Origin of the sequence: Kosmotoga pacifica (assembly GCF_001027025.1) — a bacterium.
Classification (GTDB): Bacteria; Thermotogota; Thermotogae; order Petrotogales; family Kosmotogaceae; genus Kosmotoga_B; species Kosmotoga_B pacifica.
The window spans coordinates 1,335,486-1,357,059 of sequence record NZ_CP011232.1 but is presented as its reverse complement, the minus strand read 5'-3'; the positions used below and the strand labels follow the sequence as shown (position 1 = coordinate 1,357,059).

Here is a 21,574-nt window from a genome sequence, read left to right as displayed (position 1 = left end):
CCATTAACAACTGCCTCCAGCTATTCCTGGCTACTGTTCAGATACTTTTTGAATAGCTTCAAGGGATGTTCAGTGAACTCTGGCTCGAGAAGATCCAGAAGTTCTATCCCCTTTCCAAAAGGGCAAGTTTTCATGCACACACCACAGTCAGTGCCTACCTTTCGCCAGAACGCATAGCACTTTTCCTGCTCTATTTGCCATCGAAGCTCCCCATTAATGAACTTCCGGGAGCCAGTTGGAATTGCCCTGCCTGGGCAAACAGAGGCGCATACGCCACAGATTTCACAGAATTTCGCGATATCTATTTCAAACCTATCATCTGGTACGAGAGGCAAATCGGTTGTAACCACTCCGAGCCGTACTGAAGTACCATATGTTGGTGTGATAAGAAGCCCATGCCGGCCTATAACACCAATACCGGCATCCTGTGCAACGAGGGGTGCTATGACAAGGTAGTTGCCATCCATATGCACTCGAGCACTGTAGCCGAGCTCACGGATAAAGTATGCCAGCTGCATACCTATAATTGCAGCTTCTACATAAGCCCTCGAACTCTCTATGATCTCGGGAATGAGGGGGGCCTTTTCTACCCCTTCCCTTTTCATCTCCACGGTAAAGGCGATTCCATATGGTAGTAAATCCTTTACTTCATCACCATAATATTCTAATAATCTGCCTCGATGACTGTAATAATGATAATCCTGCATTTTCGCTATTCCCACGTGTTTGGCACCATAGTAAAGCGTGAGTTCCTTTAATCTTCCGCTGATCTGCTCAGGCTCAACAGAGGTCTTTGTTGGCTTCTTTTCACCTTCAACAAGTTCTCTTATATCTGTCAGAAATCTGAAGTTGGCATCTGGAATTTTAGAATCTATGGGGTGATAAGTCGGTGTCTCTGGAGAACAAAGTGCGGGCATATTCCTGAGTTCGTCATCAATAGCTTTGCGTTCAGGATGACGTGAATAATAATCTTTATACGCCTTTGTTCCTTCTTTATAAACCATCCTAGCGAACATCGTGTCTCTTTCGTCGTAACGTTTCAAAGTCATCACCGCACCTTCATGAAACTCTCCTTCAGTGGAAACAAACAATTTTTCGATTCAATTATATAAATAATCAGTATCTCCTGGAAATCCTAAAGAATATCCCCACCTCCGATGACTCCTGAGAAAGTCGAGAGCAATCTGAAGCTTTACGAAAAGTATTGATTAGTCATAGTAAGCGGCTTCTTCTCTGACCCTTTTAGCACGCTCTTCCCAGTTTCCCGAAAGAAGCCTGAAAACCTTCAAGACCATCCTGAAAACCATATCACCCATCATACCAGTCCAGGCTCCGAGTAACCCCATATCAAAGTATTTTACCAAAACGAAACCAACAGGAATCCTTATCAACCACATAGCGGTTGTAGAAGCCATCATGGGAAACTTTGTGTCCCCAAGTCCCCTCAATGCGCCGGTCGCCACAAAGTCCGTAGCAAGTACGATCTGGAACAACCCTATCAACCTGACGGGTAGCCTTGCCATTTCGATTATTGTCCTCTCAGAGGTGAAAAAAGCGATAAACACTTCTGGCCAGAGGAAGATAACAGAGCCTATGATCGCACCAAAGCCCAACCCTATCAGCCAGCCCTGTCTTACCGTACCGATAACCTTCTTCAGCTCCCCGGAACCATTGAAATACCCCACAAGCGCTGTGATAGCAACGCTAATCCCCCACGCTGGCATGAAAGAGATCGATTCAACGTTTATACCAATTCTGTGAGCCGCATAAGCCTCTGAACCAGCCATAAGCAAGATATTCGCGAAAATGAGAACACCAAAAGAAAAGGAGAAATTCTCAAATGCTGTGGGCAATCCAACAGACAGTACTTCCTTTACATTTTTCCAGGAAGTTTTCACGGGTTTTCTGGACATACCAACTTTTCTATTGGAGTAAAGCAGGAAAAGCAGGATCATAGCTCCTACTACACGGGAAACAACCGTAGCGAGTGCAGCACCTTTCGCCCCAAGTTCCGGAAACCCGAATTTCCCGAAGATCATGCTGTAGTCCAGAAAAACATTCAAACCATTTGCAACCACCGCTGCGTACATCGGTGAGCGTGTATCCCCCGCTCCCCTCAGAGCGGAAGCAATTATTATCATAAAACTCAGACCTGGCATACCTATCAAGATGATTCTCAAATAATCGGCACCTATTTCCTTCAAAGATTCTTCGGCGGAAGGGAAAAACACATTGATAAACCCGCTGGAAAATACTGAAAGAATCGCAAGCCCGATACCTGTAACCAACGAAAGGTAAATCGCCTGCCAGGCGACAGAGTCCACTTTCCTTCTATTGTTCGCACCAAGACTATTGGCGATAAACACCATTGTGCCTGTGGAGATGGCAATGAGCACAGCCTGAAGGATAAAAATTATTTGATTAGCCGTGCCAACTCCACCTATAGTACGCCAATCATAGTGCCCCAGAAAGGCGGTATCTGCTATCCCGAGCAGCATCTGAAGTACGTTTTCACCAACAGCAGGAAGCGCTATAACAAGAAGTCTCTTTCTTATTTCAACCGCTTCATTGTGATCAAGGTATGATTTCAGCAAGCTGTATTTCATTGTTCACCCCTCGAAAAAAATGAGAATCGAGATTCGAGAATCCGAGAAAACAATTGTAGGTGGTAGGTTGTGGGTTGCATGTGAATTTCGAGAGCGCCGTTTACCGTTGTCCGTTTTCCGTTGACCAATAAGAACCTTTTTGGAAAGTGCGGGTATAGGGTATGGAGTCTAGGGTATGGAAAACCGAGATCCAACTCTCGCTCACTGATTTTTTGCTTTTACTACACCCTATACCCCAAACCTGCTCTTCATCTAAGCTCCAGTCTCCAACATCTAATATCGCTCTTACCAGAAAACGAAAAACGGTAAACGAGTTCTCGGGCTCTCAATTCTTGGTCACCGGTTCTCGATTCCCGTTATCACCTACAACCAACAACCTACCACCCACAACGGGTTTTCTCAGTCCCCAGCATTATTCGCTCAGCGAATCCAAACATCAGTGATTAAAGTTAGGATTCCTAACTATACTAACTCCGTATTTTTTATTCTTCATGATAAGCATGTGAACTTTCTGAATATCCACGGGAATCTCTGTCGGCGAATCGATTGAAATAGACGTTTCCATGGCTCACTTACATTTCGGAATTATTTCGCTAACATTTGAAAATGAGAAGCACAAAAAGAATGTTAAAAACATATAACATCACCATCATGAATATATAATTCAATCGTTATACTATATCAATAGACTAAAAAATAATCATATGGTGATAATATGACAACAAAGTGGTCATTTTTCAAAAGTGAAAGAACGGACAGAAAGAAAGGGTTTTTACTCACGGAAGTTTTGGTGGCTTTGGCAATATATAGCGTGGTGTTGTTATCTGTCGTTGTGGTATCGAACTTATTTTTCAAGATCTCCGAACAATTAAAGATCTCAATGCTCCTCGATGAGGAAATTGTAAAACTACACACTTCTATACAAAGCATTGTATCGCGCCAGTGGACATTGATGGCAACGATAACAGATATCACCGATCCAGAGGCCCTATCAGGAAATTCCATCACCCTGATATCCAGTATTCCAGCTAATAATCAGACGGGCTGGGTGACCGCAGTGTCCACTATAACTCACGATCCTGTAAGAAAGGAACTGTTGTACTTGTTACCCAAAGATGAATCTGGCGAGATTATTACGACGTCAGTTTCAAAATATCTCGATTCATTTAGTGTTAGCCTTATCCCCGGTACCGATTACATAAAATACGATGCCACTTTTTGCTACTATGATCCTAATGTTGAGCAACCTATCATGCAAAGGCGTGTGGAAGGGGCGGTGAGGTTCTATTAAGAAGGGCTTTTCTTTCATCGAAGTTTTGCTTGTAATGGCTATTCTGTCGACTTTCATTTCGTCGGGTGTTTTTTTAGCTCTCCAATACAAAGAACTCTCAGGGACTGCTACGAGATCCTCTGAATTTGAGGCGATTACAGAACTCGTCGAAAATCATCTACGCTATAATTCGATTCTGCGCGATGCTTTGAAAAATGGGAATATTGATAATTTCCTGAATTCACTCCGAAATAATCTGAATTCCAATTATCTTCCCGCATCGGGTTTTAACAGCTTTGAAATCAAAGCTATTACACATGAACAGGTTCAAGACTACGCAGGTCTTTACAAATTCACGGTTACAATAGTGGACAAAAAAACCGGGAGGGAAGTGAGGTTATATGTTCTCATCTCCGAATTGTAAACCCCGAAAAAAGGGGGGTGTTCTCCCGTTGACTATGATCCTTCTCATTTTTGGCACGCTGGTACTTATGGCTGTAGGGATACAACTCAACCGTACTGCCGAAAGGCTTAACAATTATAAAATCTTAGCTCAAAAACAAAATATCCTCGCAAATGTCATCGAAACAGCGGGATATTTACTGATGCGAAGTGACTCCATCGTCATGTCTTCCACCTGGGACAAAATAGAAGAGTTCAAAAGCAAAATCGCCAGCCGTGCCGGAATAGAGTCACATTACTGGAGCGATTTCTTAAGTAACCTGACGCCAGATACCCCGTGTGTCGATATGAGTGGTTATATAAATGCGTTAAATGATGACCCGGCCTTCGGCAATGGAAAGTATATTTTCGATGTCTATGTGTATGAAATTGGGAATAAATATTTGATAACTGCGACGATGAGGGAGAAAGAAAGTGATGAAAATATCGACAAATGTGGAGTAGGTTTTATTGCGGATATCGTCGATGTGTATCTGCCTGCTGTCAGACTCGCGGCCTCAAACAGAGTGTTCTCCGTAATGAGAAATGTTGGCGGTGGGAAAGGCAACCCAAAGATAATAGGAGACCTCGTTTATGGAAAAGCTATTATCCTTGATGACGTCAATTTGTTATTGACTGACACCAGTACCCCAGGCGAAATAATCACAGGCCCTCTCACAGCGAAATCAGTGAATATCCCCGATATTGAAGAGCTCTATCCAGGTTGGTTCAACCATATATCAGATGATCCAGAGACAATATACCAGAAGTGGAAGAGCGAATATCTATCCACGCTTCCAGCTGCCGAAATTCAATACGTATTGGACAGTGATTACACCCTTTCAGCGGTGAACTCAGACGAAACCATAGTTATATCTGCCCCAGCCGGAGTCACCGACCCGGTTTTTACTCTGTTTTTCGATAACTCAGGACTTAGAATCGTTTACGGTACTTCCGCATTTATAATTCCTAGCAGCCTGGTCACTGATAACACGATCAACATAAAAATAAACGGCGATGCAGTGATCGGTAACGATCCTCACAAAATCAGTTCAGTCACCGGAAAATACAATATAGCAATCTATGGAGACGTGTCAATAAACACCAACCTCGTATATGATTATCTCGTAGATTTTGTAAATAACGGGCAAGGAAATTCCCCGGTAGGGAACAAAACCAAAGAAGTGTCGCTAACAGTGATAAGCGACATGCTGAACTCCAGCTGGAAAGATGTTCTATCCCTGGCCGCTGTGGGCGGTGATATCAGGCTGCTCTTCGGTTCTTCAAGCAGCACTCAAGGAAACAAAACGATAATGGGAAATATACTTGCATTGAAAAACAATGGTAACGGGGGAGATATCAGCTTTCCTGACATTTCGGAAGCCATAAAGGGGAAGGGACATACCCCACAGCTCTTCATATTTGGTGCTCTGACATCCTATACCTTCGATAAAGATAACCAAGCAAGTGATATACTGTCTTCGCTGGTGGCCGTTGCAGGCTACATGGATCCCTCTCAGACACAGGAGGCTTTCGATTCATCCAGAAGGATGATAGGCATGATGATTTGGTAATGTTCTATTTTCGATAGTCTTTCCTTTCGTGACTCGTCAAAGTTTTATAATTTCACAATTCCCGAGTTCTCTGAAGTCTACAATGCCTTCAACATCAATATACTGTGTAATAGGTTCACTCGCAAGGACTTTCACCCCGTTGTGTTCCATATAGTAAAGGTTGTGATAGTTGTCTCCTGGATCTGAATAGTATTTCATAGCCCAGATATCTTCCAGATCGCTCAGAATGCAGGTCAAAGAAGTAAATTTTTTCTCCTTTTCTATTTCTTTCGCGGTCGCAAGAAGTGCATCTTCCGGAGGCCATTTGAGCAGCTTCTCTTGGATCTTCGAAAAGTAGTACTGCGAGTCTATAACTCCATCGATGTTTACATCATAGATCGTCCCGTTATGCGCAAAGACCCAGGTCTTCCCCTGAACTTCCGTTATGAAAGGATGAACGTGGTGCAAATTTGCAGTGTATCCTGAGGAAGCCTTTCTTGCATGGAAAATCCCCAGCTTCATTTCCATGAATGGATGAGCGTAGTTCCAGATTTGGTCAAGACTTTTGAACACGCCATATTCACTTTCTGTCGAGTACAAGAATCCGAAACCATCTCCATGCGGACTTTTCATACCCTTCTCTGCCATTCGTTTCAATGCAAGGAAATACATATCTGAGTTAACTGGTAATTCAGACTTGATTGCAAGCATCCTGCACACGTTTATCCCCCCTGTGACATACAACAGTCTCTCTCAGTTTTCTGGTTTCATTTCAACCGCGTAATGGTTCCCAGCATCATTCAATGACTTCTTTTATAAAATACTCGTGTATACGTGTGTCGTTAGTTAGTTCGGGATGGAATGAGGAAGCCATGATGTTGCCATAACGCACGAGAACAGGATCATCGTTGTATGTAGCAAGGACTTCAAGCGAGTCCTTACATTCCACAATAATGGGGGCGCGGATAAAAACAGCGTTGAATTGTGGTTCACCAAGAACGGGAATAACGAGTTCTACTTCGAAACTGTTCACCTGACGTCCATAGCCGTTTCGTTCCACTTTAACGGGCAACGCACTTAGTGAATCCTGCTCCGGATAATTCTCTATCTCAGAAGCCAGTAAGACGAGTCCTGCGCAGGTCCCATAGACCGGAAAACCGTTCTGGAGCATCTGGTAAAGGGGTTCCCAGACTCCGAACCTTTTCATAAGTTTTATCATAGTCGTAGATTCGCCACCGGGCATTATAAGGCCTGAAAGTTCTTTTAGCTGTTCTGGCCGTTTTACCCAGACAGCTTCGTGTCCCAGCTTTTCAATCATTCTCAGATGTTCCTGAATATCGCCTTGAATGCCGAGAACCCCTATTTTCAAGTTACCAGCCCCTCTCCTGGAGTTTAACTTCGAGTTCTTCGATATCTTTTCCTTCCATCGGCTGGCCAATGTCCTCGCTGATCTTTGCGAGTATTTTCGGGTCGTCCCAGTGGAGAACAGCTTCTACAATCGCCTTACTCATTTTCTTGGGATCTTTCGATTTGAATATACCTGAACCAACAAAGACACCATCAACACCGAGAATCATCATGAGGGCGGCATCGGCAGGAGTTGCAACTCCTCCGGCAGCGAAATTGACAACAGGAAGTCTGCCGAGTTCTCTGACCTGCTTGAGGATCTCAACAGGGGCCCCTATTTCCTTTCCAAAGTGTACGAGTTCTTCGTCCGACATGAGCTTTACTTTTCTGATTTCTTCGTTAACGGTTCTTATGTGCTTGACAGCTTCAATGATATTTCCGGTACCTGCTTCTCCCTTTGTTCTTATCATGGCCGCGCCTTCTGAAATTCTTCTCACTGCTTCTCCGAGGTTTCTCGCACCACAGACAAAGGGAACGGTGAACTGATTTTTGTCGATATGGTATCTGTCGTCAGCTGGTGTGAGAACTTCAGACTCGTCGATGAAGTCTACTCCAACAGCTTCCAGTATTCTTGCTTCTGCTATATGCCCGATCCTGACCTTTGCCATCACAGGTATTGATACGGCCTCCATGATGCTTTTGATAAGGCGGATGTCTGCCATTCTTGCTACTCCGCCTTCTTTCCTGATATCAGCTGGTACTCTTTCAAGTGCCATTACTGCTACTGCTCCGGCTTCCTGAGCAATTTTTGCTTGTTCCGGTGTTGTAACATCCATGATCACACCGTTCTTAAACATCTCCGCAAAACCTTTCTTAACTACCCATGTGCCTTTCTTTTCCATCATTAACACCTCTCTTTATTCGTTCTCCCAATAATTCTTTTCCACTATACTCAGTCGAGAAAGATCTCCTTTTTCCCTTCCATATTTAGCGCAGGCTTTTCCATTGACCTCCACAACGTCCGCGGTGAAATCCACTTTTTCCTTCAACAACTTTGAACCAACACCATAGACATCTACTGGCACCTCAAGCTTCTCAAAGAGTTCGATTTTTTCGGCGTCGAATCCACCACTGACGACTATCCTCAGATCCTTCATGCCGTACTTGTCAAATTCCTTTCTGGCCGTCCACACGAGTTCCGGGCAAACACCTAGGGAAGAGGCATCCTTGGGAACAACGGAGCGATCACGCAAGCTACCCGAGGTATCGAATCTCACACCCCAAACTTTTCCTTTTCCAGATCCGATAACAATGGATGGATCACTCTTTCCAAGAATGAACTTCTCACCTGTCACTTTCTCATAAAACTTTCCAATCACCCGGTATGTGGTGTTGATAACATCGTTGTCCCAGTCAACGAGAACGATCCTGTTCACTGAAGGTTTTATGTGTTCATCAAAGGCGATAGCTGCCTCCTCAGTACTACCATTGTAAGCGGCTATGAGGGCATGAGGAATGGTACCCAAACTCTCAACGCCCCAGTAATCGGCATTCGCATCAGTCGAAACACCAAACGCACCGGCTTTCAGCGCAGCATAACCATCCGTTGCCTGCGTCCAGAAATGATCAAACCTCGCACTGAAGAATAGTATAGGCTTTCCTCTAGATGACTCTACAACCTTTTTCACAGCTGTTGCTGTCGATGAAGCCCTCGCCAGGACACCCAGCAGAACTGTTTCAAGATAACCGAAGTAACGTGGGTCTCCTTCAATGGTCATCACGGGTTCCATATCCTTCGCTTCATCGCCATCGTACAGAGCTCGGACCTCTATTTCCTCCCATTTATCCACCCATAAGGTATTGAGTTCCAACTTAAGGGCCCACTTTTTCTCTGATAATCTAACAAGGGAATCTTTATCCATTTCCCATGCAGCGAACTGGATCGCTTTTTCAACGCTCAGAATTTCGTTGAACAATTCTTCTGCACGATTATCATCACGGTAATATCCGGTCCCGAATCTTAGAATAGCGAGGGCTTCATCAATCCCGACAACAACCGCATCTTTTCTGGGAAAATATTGATATAACACTCGCGTTGCTTTGTTTGCACGCTTTAAAACTGTGACATAGCGGGTGAAATATTTGTCAGAATAGTATCCCGCTCTTATCTTGTCGATGGGGACTTTGAAGACCCTCGGGTCCAGTCTTTTTTTCATGTGATTTCAGCTCCCAATACTTCTTTCATCTGTCTTATCGCGAACCTGTGTAAATCTTCATCGTAAGAAGCTGTACCTTTTTCATGTATGACAATTCTGTATTCCCTGTTGCTGAGTTCTTCTACGGTGAAGAGAACACAGATATTCGTAGCAATACCGACTACATGAAACTCTTCGATATCCAGCCTTTTCAAAAGTTCATCGAATTCAGTACCAAAAAAAGCGCTATATTTTCTTTTTCTGATTGTATAATGCCCTTCGTACCGCTTCAAAGCCTCGCCCAGTTCTTTGACAAGGGATGCTCCTTCAGTGTTTTCAACACAATGTGGTGGCCATCTGTTAAATTCTGGATCATGTGCTGTATGCCAGTCCATCGTAGTAATGATAGGCGCTTTTTCTTTCTTAAACTTTTCCACAAGGGAAACAATAGGAGTTATTACCCTTTCGATTCCTTTTGAATAAAGCACCCCGTCAGGTCTGACAAAATCATTCTGGAGATCAACGATTAAGAGAGCTTTCATTTCACCACCCCTATGAAATTCTAACGCAGAAAGGCGATACCTTCAATGGAAGGATAACACCAATAAAAGAGGAGCGCGAAGCTCCTCTATTATTTTTCTTTATTTTACAAACATATCTTATATCCAGTCGATGGAGAGCTTGGACATTTCGGATTTTATGAATACCTGACAAACGCTTTTTGCTGTTTCGATATTTCTGGAAATATACCCATCTTCCCTGTAAATCAGTTCATCGAAGTTGTTCCAGTTGAGCTCTCCCTGATGAACAATGGTTAGTCCAACATCTTTAGGGACTCTGAGATTAAGGGAGGTTATTTCACAATCTATATCAATCCTCGAGTCCCTTAACTTCGATGGCACAATTGAAAGACGTGAAATATTCGATTTTATGGTTGCAGTATCCAGCTTAATATTAGAGAAATCCAGGACAGCATCCACGCCGTCCAAGGCAGCACTGAATTTTACAATAGGTACACTGCTTAATTCTATGTTCATCCTGGACTTCGTTAATACACTGGATACACCTGCTTTCGCTTTGCACTTCGCTTTTATCTTGGCAATGTTTCCTTCCTTATTGTAATGGAGGGTTCCAGAAAAGCTCTTTTTATCGAAATTCAATGTGGCGTCAATTCCTTTATCCCTCTGGGTATCCACAAGCAGGACTTTGGTGAGGTTGGTATCGATGTCCACTTCGTATTCTTCTGCTTCAACGGGTCTGGATATTGACAGGCTCTGTCTCGAACTTTTTGGACTCTTCTTCATAAATCTGGTGCTCCCAAAGATAGACATAAGTCCCCAACCAACCAGGTAGGAACCAATCATGGCGAGGAAAAGTTCTCCGAAGTTCCAGTCTACTCCCCAGAGACCAAAGGCATCGATTATCAGTATGCCGGAGAATATCAAACTACCAAAGTGCTCACCACTCGGGTACCTAAACACTTTCACACCGCTGTTCAAAAACAGTGCCGCGAATATTAACTGCACAACAAACCAGAAAGAAATAGAAATAGTGCTAACACCTGACAGGATGATTATTACCCCTATGAATATAGCGATTATTGCTCCGATTTTCACGCCTGTTCACCACCTTTATTTTCGTCATTGGTTTTCTTTTCTTGAGACAGCAGGCGATCAATCTCTTCCTTCGTGTATCCTATCACCTCGAGAATCTGTCTTGTATATTCTTCAGTTAACTTTCCCTCTTCAAAGAGTCTTAATGTCTTCTCCGTCTCCTCATCCAGCTCTTTCTCATCTATAACAATTTCTTCTTCCCTCTTTACCGGTACTTTCAGGTCTATTGCGGAGTTGGAGAGCTTCAACGTCAGGTCACCTGAGACACTGGAAATATGTATCTTTTCGGTGCTTCCGCTCCGGTCAGTGTAATAATGCTTTCCATCCTTATTGACAGGGAAATCAGTAGTTACCTCGCCACTAACGCTGGAAAAATATAACTCCAGTGATGGAATCTTGGTGTATATGAACACAGCATCGCCACTGACCGTTGATATTCTGATGCTTCTCTTATCAGGTGGCAGTATCCCAACTTTTATATCACCGGAGACGGTCTTAAATGCACCATTGTTGAAATTCGTTGCCTCGAGCACTATGTCACCACTTACCGCGTTCACATCTATCTGCGCAGAAGCGGTGTTTTTTATTCTGATATCTCCCGAAGCGGAAGATATCTTCAGATTTTCAAGGTCAAAATCGAAAATCTGCAGATCCCCTGAAGCATCGGCCAGGTTCAAGGACACAACATTGTCAGGAACTGATATCTTCGCGCTTTCGATCCTTTCATCTTCAAACAGGTTCAAAAATCCCCCTAACAATTTTTTCTTTGAAAGTTTGAGTTCAAATGACGAGCCGTGTATTTCTATTCGGGGCTCGTAGTCAGAATCATCTGTCTCAACGATTACTTTCAGTGTCTTTTCAACTGTCGATTTCACGTTTATGTCTGCTGAAGCTGCGGTGATTTTTAAACTCTTTATCCTAGAAAGATCATAAGTAAATTCTCTAAGCATTCTTCACCCCCCCTTCAGTTGACCATTCTTATGATAACCTTGACGTCCTCTGTATCGATCTCTATGGGTTCGGTGGTTTTTATAACCTCTCTAATTAATTCTTCAAGTTCGACATCTAAAGGCATTCCGTTTGTATATATGTGCTTCCCTTTAACAAATTTAGCAGCAAATGAAGCGAGGTTCGCTGGAATTACAATGTTTGCCTTTTTCTCACCGGTTCTTTTATCGATCACAAGGATGCTTAATTTTTTCCCCTTTATTCTGTATTCTGGTTCGGCTTCTTCCACAAGCTCTTTGATCAGATTGTATCCATCTTCGGGGGTTACCTTTTTTTCATATATGAGCCTGAGGATTTTCATTACTTCTTCTCTATTCATATTTTTTCACCTCACTTTTTCCTTTTAATCTTTTTGAGCATTTCGAGGGCTTCTCCAGGATTAAGCTCACCTGCTTCCAGCTTTTCAAGGATCTTCACCGTTTCTTCCCTTTCATCTTCTACAACTTCATATCCCATGGACCGAACTATGTCTTCAAGCCTATTTTTTGCCGTTGGATAGGAAATGTTCAACTCTTTTTGAACCTCCGAAAGATTCCCACGGTTCTTGATGAAGATCTTCAAAAAAAACAGCTGATCGGGAGAAAGCCTCATGATTTCATCGAGTTCAAATCTTCCTCTGATCGTTGTCCCGCAATTGTCACAATGGTATTCGGTGATAACGAGCTTTTCACCACAAACGGGACAGTTAGTGATCTTCTTCTCTTTCATTTAAACACCTCCCTGAGGTTTTATCATCTCATTATACTCTCCACAATTCATAAATGTCAAGTTTTGGTTTAACATTTTTCAGTTTGTAATAAAAATTATCCATTTTGAGTTTAAAAAATCAATCTCTCAGATTTTAAAGAGGAGAGGGAGAAACAAAACGATTTTTACAAATAATCCGTACTCTTGCGTGATAACCTTGGATAACCAGTCTTAAAATAGGTGGTGAAAAAAATCTTCATAATTTATAATATGATGAAAATATTCTTCTTAACTTCGGCCACAAGGCCATGAAAGGGGAGGGAAATTATGAAGAAAGTCCTTGTAATGATTCTTTTGGTAATTCTGGTTGCTAGTGTTGCTTTCACAGCAAAAATCACTTTCTGGACGACTGAAGTTGAAAGCAACAGGCTTCAGAGGATCAGGACCCTTGCCACGCTCTTCAAGATTAAATATGGCGTGGAAGTAGAAGTTGTACCCGTGGAGGAAAATGATCTTCTCAGGCAGATACCCATCGCAAAAGCCTCTGGAACACTACCGGATGTCGTGGAAGCCGGCATTGAACCGATACTCCTTCTTGGAAGCGAAGGCCTCCTTGCTGAAAAGCTTGCCACCGATATCATCGATGAATTTGGCGATGTCTACACTGGTGCTTCCAGGCTCCTTTCCAATGGAAAAGGTGGATTTTATGCTGTGCCTTTCCACGCATGGGTACAAGGTATATGGTACAGAAAAGACATGTTCGAAGCCAAAGGACTCGATGCTCCAATCACTTGGGACAACATTCTCAAAGCAGCGAAGGAACTCCACGATCCAGATAACGGTGTATACGGTATAATTCTCCCAAAGAAGGCTGATGCTTACGCCGAACAGGTCTTCACAGAAGTTGCTCTCGCTAACGGCGCAAGACCTCTCGATCTGAACGGCAACATCATGTTCAACACCCCTGAAATGATCGAAGCCTTCAGGTTCTACAAAGAACTTGGGAAATATTCCAAGCCAGGCTTTACTACGGTTCTTGATGCTCTCAAGGGGTATCTCTCTGGTGAAGCTCCGATGATTTTCTACTCAACCTACATCATGGACGACATTGCCGTTGAGGAAGTACAGAGAGGAAGGATCAACAAATTCAATCCACAGCTCGTTGAAAACACAGGCTTTGCAAATTACATGATCAACACAAAGCCAAGTTCGTACGGTCAGGTAGTCGCACTTGGAATCCTTGCAGGAACGAAGAACAGGATTGAAGCAAAGCAATTCGTCAAGTTCCTCATGACTGGCAGCAATTATATCTACTGGTTGCACATGGCTCCTGGTGGAATGAACCCCACAAGGAAGTCAGTTGCCGCTGATCCGAAGTTCCTCGAAAACCCCGTTCTCGAGAGATACGGAAGCGAAAAGATCCAGGAAATAATTTCTGCTCTTGAAAACATCGAAAGGTTCGATTTCTTTGAAGGACATGTTCTTACAGACATGAGTAAGATATCTGGCGCCTTTATTATCGGCAAGGCAATCAATTACATGTTCGCCAATGATTGGACACCTGAAGAAACGGCAGAATGGGCACAGAAAGAAGCAGAGAAGATTCTCGGTAAATAATTGATTCTTTTATGAAATTCCGGCGGCGTTATGCCGCCGGATTTTTGGAGGTGCTTGATGACGCAATCGGTCCAGGTTGGTACACTCAAGAAAAAAGAAAGTGCTTTCGGATGGAAGCTGATTCTTCCTACGATCATTATCATTGCTGCGTTGGTAATATATCCGGTAATATACAATGTATATTTGAGTTTTTTTGATGTTTCCATCAGTCCTGATAAACCCAATCAATTCATCGGACTCCAGAATTATGTAAATGTTTTGACCGATCCTGACTTCTGGAATTCGTTCCTCAAAACAGTACTTTTCACCATCTTCACCGTTGTGGGAAGTATACTCGCGGGACTCGTTGTCGCGTTGATGATGAACAGGAATTTCATCGGTAGGTCCTTTGTCAGAGCACTTCTTTTACTGCCGTATATTACACCTCTGATTGCCATTGTTTTCGCTTGGCGTTATATTTTTCTTCCAATGGATGGCCCGCTAATAAGGCTTCTAGCTACCATAGGTATCATAGACCCTGGTGTTGATCTGATAAACAATCCGAACAACGCCTTTGTGGTTGTTACCATGTTTAATATTTGGAGGAACTTCCCTTTCGTTTACCTCATGATTCTTTCAAGACTCCAGTCAATATCCAAAACGCTTTATGAAGCCGCCGAAATCGATGGCGCAAATGTCTGGCAGAAGTTCAAAAACATCACTTTGCCTGAACTTTATTTTGTCATAGGCTCGGTTGCCCTTCTTAGAGGGATATGGAACTTTTACAAGTTTGACGAAGTGTATCTCATGTCTAAATTTGCTGGTACTCTTCCTATCTATATATACGAAAGAGCATTTACCGGGATACCTGCTCAGGGAACAGCTGCTGCTATTGCCACGATTCTCTTTGTAATAATGGTTGTTCTCATAGGCTTCTACGTAAAGAAGGTGTTGAAATGGTGAACAAGAAAAATATAGCCAAGAAAACTGGCTTCTATATACTCGTAATACTTCTGGTGATATTCGTAGCCTATCCCTTTGTATGGATGCTGTCTATTTCTTTAAGGTATGACACAGACGCCTTCGAACCCGGAATAATACCCAAAAGGCCCACTTTGAGACAGTTTGGTGAACTTCTCGGGATTGTTAAATCCATAAGAGAAGAGATGTCTCAGGAAGAACAACAAATGATGGAATTGATTAAAGACCTGCCACCAGAACAGCAGGAGGCATTTCTTGCAGAGATCGGCATTCAGAGAAAAAAAGAAACATTCCCGTTCATCAGATTTTTTAAGAACAGTCTCTTTCTGGCCGGTGTTTCAGCATTGATCAGTCTTATCATTGCTATATTTGGCGCTTACTCCTTCAGCAGACTCGAATACAAGGGAAGAGGTGTGATTCAACGTGGTGTACTTGTCGTATACCTATTCGGCGGTACGATACTCGCTGTACCCTTATACCAGATCTTTGTAAAACTCGGTCTTTTTGGCTCGGGAACACGTTCATACCTGGCTCTTATCATTATATATATTGTCCAAACGCTACCCGTTTCCCTATATATGCTTGGAAATTACTTCAGAACCATACCTTATTCCATCGAAGAAGCGGCCATTATTGATGGATGCAGTCGATTACAGGCTATCTTCAAGGTTGTCGTCCCACTATCGTTACCCGCAATCGTTACGGTTTACATATACGCCTTCATGATAGGCTGGAATGAATTTCTCTTCGCATCAATTTTCGTTAGATCCTATCCAGAGTTCTATACTCTCCCAATTGGTTTGAATGAATTGTTCTATTCTACGCACGCTATATGGGGAAAGATGATGGCTGCCTCTGTGGTGACAGCCCTGCCTGTGGTAATAATGTTCACAATGATGGAGAGATATCTGACGGGAGGTTTGACCGTTGGGGGCGTGAAGGAATAACACACAGGAATAAAATGTTAGATAAATCTGATATATAGCACAAGGAGGATGAGCGATATGTATGCTGTACCAGAAGAGATCCAGCCGAGATTGAGTGAATTCAAAGGAACAAAAATTGTCGTGGGAATTCCCAGTTATAACAACGCAGAAACCATAGCCTATGTTGCCGAAGTCGCCGCACGTGGCATCGAAGAATATTTCGGAGGAAAAGGTCTGATCGTTAATTCAGACGGTGGTTCTACCGATGGTACAATAGACGCATTCTTGAAAGCAGACACAGGAAATATCGGCAAGCTAGCCTTTCAGTATATAGGCCTGCCTGGTAAAGGAAGCGCTATGAGATCCGTGATGGAAATCGCTGCTGAATTGCGCGCATCGGTCACTATATTTCTAGACTCAGATCTGAGGAGTGTGCAACCATGGTGGCTGGAAAGGCTTGGGATGCCTATCATTGAAGGCAAAACGTCATATATCACTCCCTATTACATCAGACACAAATACGATGGTACAATAACTAATAATATATGTTATCCGTTGACATCAGCTTTATACGGACTGGAGATACGCCAGCCCATCGGTGGTGATTTTGGTGTCGGCCTGGAAATGATCGATATATATATGAACAAACCCAACGAAATCTGGAAAACTGATGTGGCAAAATTTGGTATCGATATCTGGATGACAACGACCGCCATAAATGAATCAAAATTCAAACCGATGCAAGCGGCTCTCGGTGCGAAAATTCACGATGTTAAAGACCCTGGTAAGCATCTTGGCCCTATGTTCAGTCAGGTTGTGGGAACACTGTTTTCGTTGGTCGAGCAATACAATGAAAACTGGACGAAAGTTTCAAAGATCGAAGAAACGGAAATTTACGGGGATATCCCGGACGTTACCCCCGAACCATTAGAAGTCGATTTGAACAACCTGATCACCAAAACAAAGTCAGGTATTGAAGAAAATCTCGCTTTGGCAGAAAAAATAATGCCTTCATCAGTGTTAAAGACATATAAGGACATATCAAACACCGGAAAACTGAATGAGGAAGATTGGGTGAGCCTCATATACGAACTGGCAAGTCTTTACAGGAAACGTGAGCTTCGAGAATCCATAATTAAGTTACTCATCCCGGCCTATTTTGGCAGGGTAGCTGACTTTGTCGAGAAAACCCTCGACCTTTCCACAGTCGAAGCCGAGGAAAAAATAAAAGAGATGATGAATTTATTCCTCAAAAGAAAGGGCGAGTTCGTCAGGAAGTGGTGAATATTGATAATTCCAAAATTGAAAGGACTCTATGATTCCTTAGGTACCTCCGAAAAAAAAGTAGCCAACTACATAATCTCGCGACCAGACGATGTTATCCATTACACCATTACCGAGTTAGCACACTTTTCGGGTTCTAGTGAGGCTACGGTGTATAGGTTAGTGAAAAAACTCGATTTCAGTGGTTACCAGAGCTTTAAGATAGCCCTTGCAAGGGAATTGAGTGTTCCTCAGGAAAGTTTCTACAAAGAAGCTTCAGAGGACTTCGCGGGATTTGTTAAGGGCATTCTTTATGATAACGTCAAGATGGCTGAACAAACACTCCAGGTACTAGACCTTAACGAGTTGAAAATGGCCATCAAAATGATTTCAAGTGCAAGGAGAGTTCTCTTTTTCGGTGTCGGTCGTTCAGCAGCGGTGGCTCAAAGCGCCAGTTTGAACTTTGCCCTGCTGGGATTTGCGACTGAATGCTACATCGACCCCCATACTCAGGTAATGGTAGCCTCCGGACTTGGAGAAGAAGATCTGGTCGTAGGAATTTCCCACACAGGTACCATAAGAGATACCATAAAGTCTCTTCAAGTCGCGAAAGAAGCCGGCGCATCTACTATTGTCATCACATCGGGCATAAATTCACCTATCGTCGAAACTGCGGATGTTGTACTTTATACAGCTGCGGGTGAACCTTCCAGGAGTGAATTTACTCTAAGCAGAATCAGTGAGCTTCTTGTACTCGACATCCTGTACAAATGCGTTGTCTCGGAACTTGGCTCTTCCATGAAAAAGCATTTCAATCGCCTTGAGCAAATATTAAGACCAAAGCGCTTTTAGCAATATTCAGAAATCGGGGAAGAATCCCCGGTTTTTTAATGCTAAAATATAGTTAGCATATCTAACTTTTCAAAGGTGGTTCAATGTTGAACGCAGCTTATCTGTTGATAATATATACAGGAATAACCGGTGTTGGTGGTTCGATGTTCCAGGTGGTTTTCAACCTCTTCCTCCGGGAACAGGGCTTTTCAAACGCTTTTATTGGCTCAATCACTTCTGCTTCTCTCTGGGGCTCTGCCTTATTGGGATTGGTTATAGGTGTGCTCGCTGACAGAGTTGGCAAAAGAAAAGTGCTCATATCTGCGGTCATTCTCGTCCCAATAACCGGTATCCTCTTGACTTCCCCTTTACCCGAGAACGTGCTTTGGTGGCTTTCATTCATCAGAGGTGGGTTCTTCTCCGTTGGATTCACTGTGATAACCGCGGCTCTGACTGTGACAACAACACCTAAAAATAGGGCAGAGATCTTTGGAATAAATTTCGGTACCGTTATGGGTACCGGTGTCTTTGGGAATTTCCTGGGAGGATTACTGGGAGACATACTGGGTTTGAAAGAGGCTCTTATCATCTCCATGGTCGTGTATCTTTTCTCTCTGATTCCTATATTTTTGGCCGACTTTCGTGACTCCAGGAGTTCTATTAAAGATATATTTAATTTCAAAGGGCTGGAAAAAGCGCAAAAGAAGCTGCTCTTACTTTATTTTGGAACGAACGCTGCCGTGGGCTTTGGAGCAGGTTTGTTTATACATTTTGGAAATCTCATATTCAGGGATCTCTTTGGTCTCTCCGCAACGATGATCGGCATAGCGTTATCGATAGCTCAGCTAGGAACAGCGATCGGTTCGATCTTCTCTCATTCCTTGGGTAAGAGGTTTGGTCCTTTGAGGTTCACATTCTACATGCAACTGCTGGTGGTACCGCTGATTCTCTCCCTTGCTTTCGTTAGAGAGCCATACTTGTTCACTGGTCTCTATACACTGAGGTTCGTATTCATGAACATCACGGTCCCTATTCTTAACTCAATTGTTTTTTCAAGATTATCTCGTGAGAGACTCTCCACAATATCAGGCTTCAACGGCCTTCTCAATAACTCACTCAGAGCAATAGCGGCAATGTTTTTTGGAGAAATAGTTGGTGCTTCTATTCACGGTTACACAAAACTGTTTCTCATCAGCACGCTCTTCTATACTATAAATGCGTTCCTGGCTTTTGTTATATACCGCTTCCTCGAAAAGGAGTCGCAGACAAAGGAGCTTTTTCGCTGAACTTCGGAAAAAGATAGACATTAGTATCTCCTATCATCGATACTAATTTTAGATTGTTTTGATTATTCAGATTTATAAGCAATATTTTCTTCTTATCCCATTTTCCCAAATCATCCAATAGTATTTCTCTTGTTACGTAACCCGGATTGAAAACGATAAAATTCAGTACATAAGAGGCTTTTAGGCGTTTGTTTTGCACATTAAATTGTGTAATCGTTCGTTTGCTTGACATACTTCAAATGAATTCACAGATTACCAAGGAACGGGAAAGGAATTCGTAACTTGACAGGGTATGAGAGTGATGGTAATATAGGAACTGCCGGCGCGAAAGAGGGCGCGGGCAGTAGGGAAGAAGGCAGAGGGTCATTGAAAAATGGATAGCGGTCCCAGTCAATTAACAAAGAAGTGAAGAGCCATGGATGGAGGGTTTGATCCTGGCTCAGGGCGAACGCTGGCGGCGTGCTTGACACATGCAAGTCGAACGCCGAAGCCCCCTTCGGGGGGTGTTAGGAGTGGCGAACGGGTGAGTAACACGTGGGAACGTATCCTGTGATGGGGGATAACTACCCGAAAGGGTAGCTAATACCGCATAAGCCCGAGAGGGGAAAGGCGCAAATGCGCCGTCACGGGAGCGGCCCGCGGTCCATCAGCTAGTTGGTGAGGTAAGGGCTCACCAAGGCGACGACGGATAGCCGGCGTGAGAGCGTGGCCGGCCACAAGGACACTGAGACACGGGTCCTACTCCTACGGGAGGCAGCAGTGCGGAATTTTGGTCAATGGGCGAAAGCCTGAACCAGCGACGCCGCGTGCGGGAAGAAGGCCTTCGGGTCGTAAACCGCTGTGGTGAGGGACGAATACTCCACAGAGTGGAAAGCTGTGGAGGGAGACGGTACCTCACTAGAAAGCCCCGGCTAACTACGTGCCAGCAGCCGCGGTAATACGTAGGGGGCGAGCGTTGCCCGGAATCACTGGGCGTAAAGGGAGCGTAGGCGGCCTGTTAAGTCGGCTGTGAAAAACCGGAGCTCAACTCCGGTCCTGCGGTCGAAACTGGCAGGCTTGAGGACGGTAGAGGGAGACGGAACAGCTGGTGTAGGGGTAAAATCCTTAGATATCAGCTGGAACGCCGGTGGTGAAGACGGTCTCCTGGGCCGGACCTGACGCTGAGGCTCGAAAGCTAGGGGAGCGAACGGGATTAGATACCCCGGTAGTCCTAGCCCTAAACGATGCTCACTAGGTGTGGGGTGCGTAGAGCACTCCGTGCTGAAGCTAACGCGATAAGTGAGCCGCCTGGGGAGTACGCCCGCAAGGGTGAAACTCAAAGGAATTGACGGGGGCCCGCACAAGCGGTGGAGCGTGTGGTTTAATTCGAAGCTAAGCGAAGGACCTTACCAGGGCTTGACATGCTGGTGGTAGTGAACCGAAAGGGGAACGACCCCTCTTTGAGGGGAGCCAGCACAGGTGGTGCACGGCCGTCGTCAGCTCGTGCCGTGAGGTGTTGGGTTAAGTCCCGCAACGAGCGCAACCCCTGCTCTTAGTTGCCAGCGGTTAGGCCGGGCACTCTAAGAGGACCGCCGCCGACGAGGCGGAGGAAGGGGGGGATGACGTCAGGTGTCGTGCCCCTTATGTCCTGGGCGACACACGCGCTACAATGGGACGGACAGCGGGATGCTAGGTCGCGAGGCCAAGCTGATCCCAAAACCGTCTCTCAGTTCGGATTGCAGGCTGCAACCCGCCTGCATGAAGCCGGAATCGCTAGTAATCGCGGATCAGCCATGCCGCGGTGAATACGTTCCCGGGCCTTGTACACACCGCCCGTCAAGCCACCCGAGTTGGTAACACCTGAAGACGGGGATCCTAACCGAAAGGAGGGACCCTGTTTAAGGTGGGACTGGCGAGGGGGGCTAAGTCGTAACAAGGTAGCCCTACCGGAAGGTGGGGCTGGATCACCTCCTTTCTAAGGAGTACGACGGA

21 protein-coding genes and 1 rRNA gene are annotated in these 21,574 nt (G+C 44.3%); 10 read left to right on the top strand and 12 right to left on the bottom strand.

Going from position 1 to position 21,574, the window contains the following annotated elements; genetic code table 11:
* Window positions 1-20 precede the first annotated feature (20 nt).
* The 3 genes from IX53_RS06305 to IX53_RS11160 form a co-directional block, all read right to left on the bottom strand.
* Window positions 21-1,049 (bottom strand): 4Fe-4S dicluster domain-containing protein, encoded by a 1,029-nt coding sequence (locus IX53_RS06305; protein WP_053001217.1) that lies wholly within the window; start codon window positions 1,047-1,049, stop codon window positions 21-23.
* A 159-nt stretch (window positions 1,050-1,208) separates the two neighbouring features.
* Entirely contained in the window at window positions 1,209-2,606 is a 1,398-nt protein-coding gene (locus IX53_RS06300) for an MATE family efflux transporter (RefSeq protein ID WP_047754629.1), read from the bottom strand.
* Between the two features lie 436 nt (window positions 2,607-3,042).
* The gene (locus tag IX53_RS11160; protein ID WP_273229098.1) at window positions 3,043-3,171 is read right to left on the bottom strand and encodes a hypothetical protein; all 129 of its coding nucleotides are present in this window, start codon (window positions 3,169-3,171) and stop codon (window positions 3,043-3,045) included.
* A gap of 150 nt (window positions 3,172-3,321) precedes the next feature.
* Between IX53_RS11160 and IX53_RS06295 the strand changes: the two genes are divergently transcribed.
* Genes IX53_RS06295 through IX53_RS06285 form a run of 3 tightly spaced genes read left to right on the top strand, consistent with a single transcriptional unit; the run spans window position 3,322 to window position 5,891 of the window.
* On the top strand, window positions 3,322-3,897 hold the full coding sequence (locus IX53_RS06295; RefSeq protein ID WP_047754628.1) for a prepilin-type N-terminal cleavage/methylation domain-containing protein: 576 nt from the start codon (window positions 3,322-3,324) through the stop codon (window positions 3,895-3,897).
* Complete coding sequence (locus tag IX53_RS06290) at window positions 3,893-4,300, top strand: type II secretion system protein (RefSeq protein ID WP_082128503.1); 408 nt, start codon at window positions 3,893-3,895, stop codon at window positions 4,298-4,300. Before IX53_RS06295 ends, IX53_RS06290 begins: the two co-directional genes overlap by 5 nt.
* Before the next feature lie 28 nt (window positions 4,301-4,328).
* Window positions 4,329-5,891: a hypothetical protein gene (locus tag IX53_RS06285; RefSeq protein ID WP_156173123.1), complete on the top strand. Its 1,563-nt coding sequence runs from the start codon at window positions 4,329-4,331 to the stop codon at window positions 5,889-5,891.
* A 36-nt stretch (window positions 5,892-5,927) separates the two neighbouring features.
* On the opposite strand, the gene IX53_RS10535 is transcribed toward IX53_RS06285, so the two are convergent.
* The 9 genes from IX53_RS10535 to IX53_RS06240 form a co-directional block, all read right to left on the bottom strand.
* On the bottom strand, window positions 5,928-6,581 hold the full coding sequence (locus IX53_RS10535; protein ID WP_245612785.1) for a class II glutamine amidotransferase: 654 nt from the start codon (window positions 6,579-6,581) through the stop codon (window positions 5,928-5,930).
* Between the two features lie 85 nt (window positions 6,582-6,666).
* On the bottom strand, window positions 6,667-7,239 hold the full coding sequence (gene pdxT / locus IX53_RS06275) for a pyridoxal 5'-phosphate synthase glutaminase subunit PdxT (protein ID WP_047754625.1): 573 nt from the start codon (window positions 7,237-7,239) through the stop codon (window positions 6,667-6,669).
* Between the two features lies 1 nt (window position 7,240).
* A complete protein-coding gene (pdxS, locus tag IX53_RS06270) occupies window positions 7,241-8,122 on the bottom strand; it encodes a pyridoxal 5'-phosphate synthase lyase subunit PdxS (protein WP_047754624.1) in 882 nt (293 codons plus the stop codon).
* 12 nt (window positions 8,123-8,134) lie between these two features.
* A complete protein-coding gene (locus IX53_RS06265; protein ID WP_047754623.1) occupies window positions 8,135-9,433 on the bottom strand; it encodes a nicotinate phosphoribosyltransferase in 1,299 nt (432 codons plus the stop codon).
* Window positions 9,430-9,954 (bottom strand): cysteine hydrolase family protein, encoded by a 525-nt coding sequence (locus IX53_RS06260; RefSeq protein ID WP_047754622.1) that lies wholly within the window; start codon window positions 9,952-9,954, stop codon window positions 9,430-9,432. The genes IX53_RS06265 and IX53_RS06260 overlap by 4 nt, the downstream gene beginning before the upstream one ends.
* A gap of 117 nt (window positions 9,955-10,071) precedes the next feature.
* Window positions 10,072-11,028 carry a hypothetical protein gene (locus IX53_RS06255; RefSeq protein WP_047754621.1) on the bottom strand — a complete coding sequence of 319 codons (957 nt, stop codon included), beginning with the start codon at window positions 11,026-11,028 and terminating at the stop codon, window positions 10,072-10,074.
* Window positions 11,025-11,975 (bottom strand): DUF4097 family beta strand repeat-containing protein, encoded by a 951-nt coding sequence (locus tag IX53_RS06250; RefSeq protein ID WP_047754620.1) that lies wholly within the window; start codon window positions 11,973-11,975, stop codon window positions 11,025-11,027. The genes IX53_RS06255 and IX53_RS06250 overlap by 4 nt, the downstream gene beginning before the upstream one ends.
* A gap of 14 nt (window positions 11,976-11,989) precedes the next feature.
* Window positions 11,990-12,352, bottom strand: a complete 363-nt coding sequence (locus IX53_RS06245; protein WP_047754619.1) for an acetate and sugar kinases/Hsc70/actin family protein — start codon at window positions 12,350-12,352, stop codon at window positions 11,990-11,992.
* Window positions 12,353-12,363: 11 nt separating this feature from the next.
* A complete protein-coding gene (locus IX53_RS06240) occupies window positions 12,364-12,741 on the bottom strand; it encodes a DUF2089 domain-containing protein (RefSeq protein ID WP_047754618.1) in 378 nt (125 codons plus the stop codon).
* A 306-nt stretch (window positions 12,742-13,047) separates the two neighbouring features.
* On the opposite strand from IX53_RS06240, the gene IX53_RS06235 reads away from it, so the two are divergent.
* The 7 genes from IX53_RS06235 (at window position 13,048) to IX53_RS06205 (ending at window position 21,557) form a co-directional block, all read left to right on the top strand.
* Entirely contained in the window at window positions 13,048-14,337 is a 1,290-nt protein-coding gene (locus IX53_RS06235; protein WP_047754617.1) for an ABC transporter substrate-binding protein, read from the top strand.
* Window positions 14,338-14,394: 57 nt separating this feature from the next.
* Window positions 14,395-15,279, top strand: coding sequence for a carbohydrate ABC transporter permease (locus IX53_RS06230; RefSeq protein WP_047754616.1), 885 nt, complete (start codon window positions 14,395-14,397; stop codon window positions 15,277-15,279).
* Complete coding sequence (locus IX53_RS06225) at window positions 15,273-16,244, top strand: carbohydrate ABC transporter permease (RefSeq protein ID WP_047754615.1); 972 nt, start codon at window positions 15,273-15,275, stop codon at window positions 16,242-16,244. The genes IX53_RS06230 and IX53_RS06225 overlap by 7 nt, the downstream gene beginning before the upstream one ends.
* 57 nt (window positions 16,245-16,301) lie before the next feature.
* Window positions 16,302-17,507, top strand: a complete 1,206-nt coding sequence (locus tag IX53_RS06220) for a glycosyltransferase family protein (protein WP_047754614.1) — start codon at window positions 16,302-16,304, stop codon at window positions 17,505-17,507.
* A gap of 3 nt (window positions 17,508-17,510) precedes the next feature.
* The gene (locus tag IX53_RS06215; RefSeq protein ID WP_047754613.1) at window positions 17,511-18,338 is read left to right on the top strand and encodes a MurR/RpiR family transcriptional regulator; all 828 of its coding nucleotides are present in this window, start codon (window positions 17,511-17,513) and stop codon (window positions 18,336-18,338) included.
* An 83-nt stretch (window positions 18,339-18,421) separates the two neighbouring features.
* Complete coding sequence (locus IX53_RS06210) at window positions 18,422-19,603, top strand: MFS transporter (RefSeq protein ID WP_047754612.1); 1,182 nt, start codon at window positions 18,422-18,424, stop codon at window positions 19,601-19,603.
* 416 nt (window positions 19,604-20,019) lie between these two features.
* A 16S ribosomal RNA gene (locus IX53_RS06205) occupies window positions 20,020-21,557 on the top strand.
* The last annotated feature ends 17 nt before the right edge of the window (window positions 21,558-21,574 follow it).

Coding starts and splice junctions, on each gene's coding strand:
- IX53_RS06265 (WP_047754623.1), bottom strand. CDS start 9,433: ATGAAAAAAAGACTGGACCCGAGGGTCTTCAAAGTCCCCATCGACAAG.
- IX53_RS06230 (WP_047754616.1), top strand. CDS start 14,395: ATGACGCAATCGGTCCAGGTTGGTACACTCAAGAAAAAAGAAAGTGCT.
- IX53_RS11160 (WP_273229098.1), bottom strand. CDS start 3,171: ATGGAAACGTCTATTTCAATCGATTCGCCGACAGAGATTCCCGTGGAT.
- IX53_RS06235 (WP_047754617.1), top strand. CDS start 13,048: ATGAAGAAAGTCCTTGTAATGATTCTTTTGGTAATTCTGGTTGCTAGT.
- IX53_RS06210 (WP_047754612.1), top strand. CDS start 18,422: ATGTTGAACGCAGCTTATCTGTTGATAATATATACAGGAATAACCGGT.
- IX53_RS10535 (WP_245612785.1), bottom strand. CDS start 6,581: ATGCTTGCAATCAAGTCTGAATTACCAGTTAACTCAGATATGTATTTC.
- IX53_RS06305 (WP_053001217.1), bottom strand. CDS start 1,049: ATGACTTTGAAACGTTACGACGAAAGAGACACGATGTTCGCTAGGATG.
- IX53_RS06220 (WP_047754614.1), top strand. CDS start 16,302: ATGTATGCTGTACCAGAAGAGATCCAGCCGAGATTGAGTGAATTCAAA.
- IX53_RS06300 (WP_047754629.1), bottom strand. CDS start 2,606: ATGAAATACAGCTTGCTGAAATCATACCTTGATCACAATGAAGCGGTT.
- IX53_RS06295 (WP_047754628.1), top strand. CDS start 3,322: ATGACAACAAAGTGGTCATTTTTCAAAAGTGAAAGAACGGACAGAAAG.
- IX53_RS06250 (WP_047754620.1), bottom strand. CDS start 11,975: ATGCTTAGAGAATTTACTTATGATCTTTCTAGGATAAAGAGTTTAAAA.
- IX53_RS06260 (WP_047754622.1), bottom strand. CDS start 9,954: ATGAAAGCTCTCTTAATCGTTGATCTCCAGAATGATTTTGTCAGACCT.
- IX53_RS06225 (WP_047754615.1), top strand. CDS start 15,273: ATGGTGAACAAGAAAAATATAGCCAAGAAAACTGGCTTCTATATACTC.
- pdxS (WP_047754624.1), bottom strand. CDS start 8,122: ATGATGGAAAAGAAAGGCACATGGGTAGTTAAGAAAGGTTTTGCGGAG.
- IX53_RS06240 (WP_047754618.1), bottom strand. CDS start 12,741: ATGAAAGAGAAGAAGATCACTAACTGTCCCGTTTGTGGTGAAAAGCTC.
- IX53_RS06245 (WP_047754619.1), bottom strand. CDS start 12,352: ATGAATAGAGAAGAAGTAATGAAAATCCTCAGGCTCATATATGAAAAA.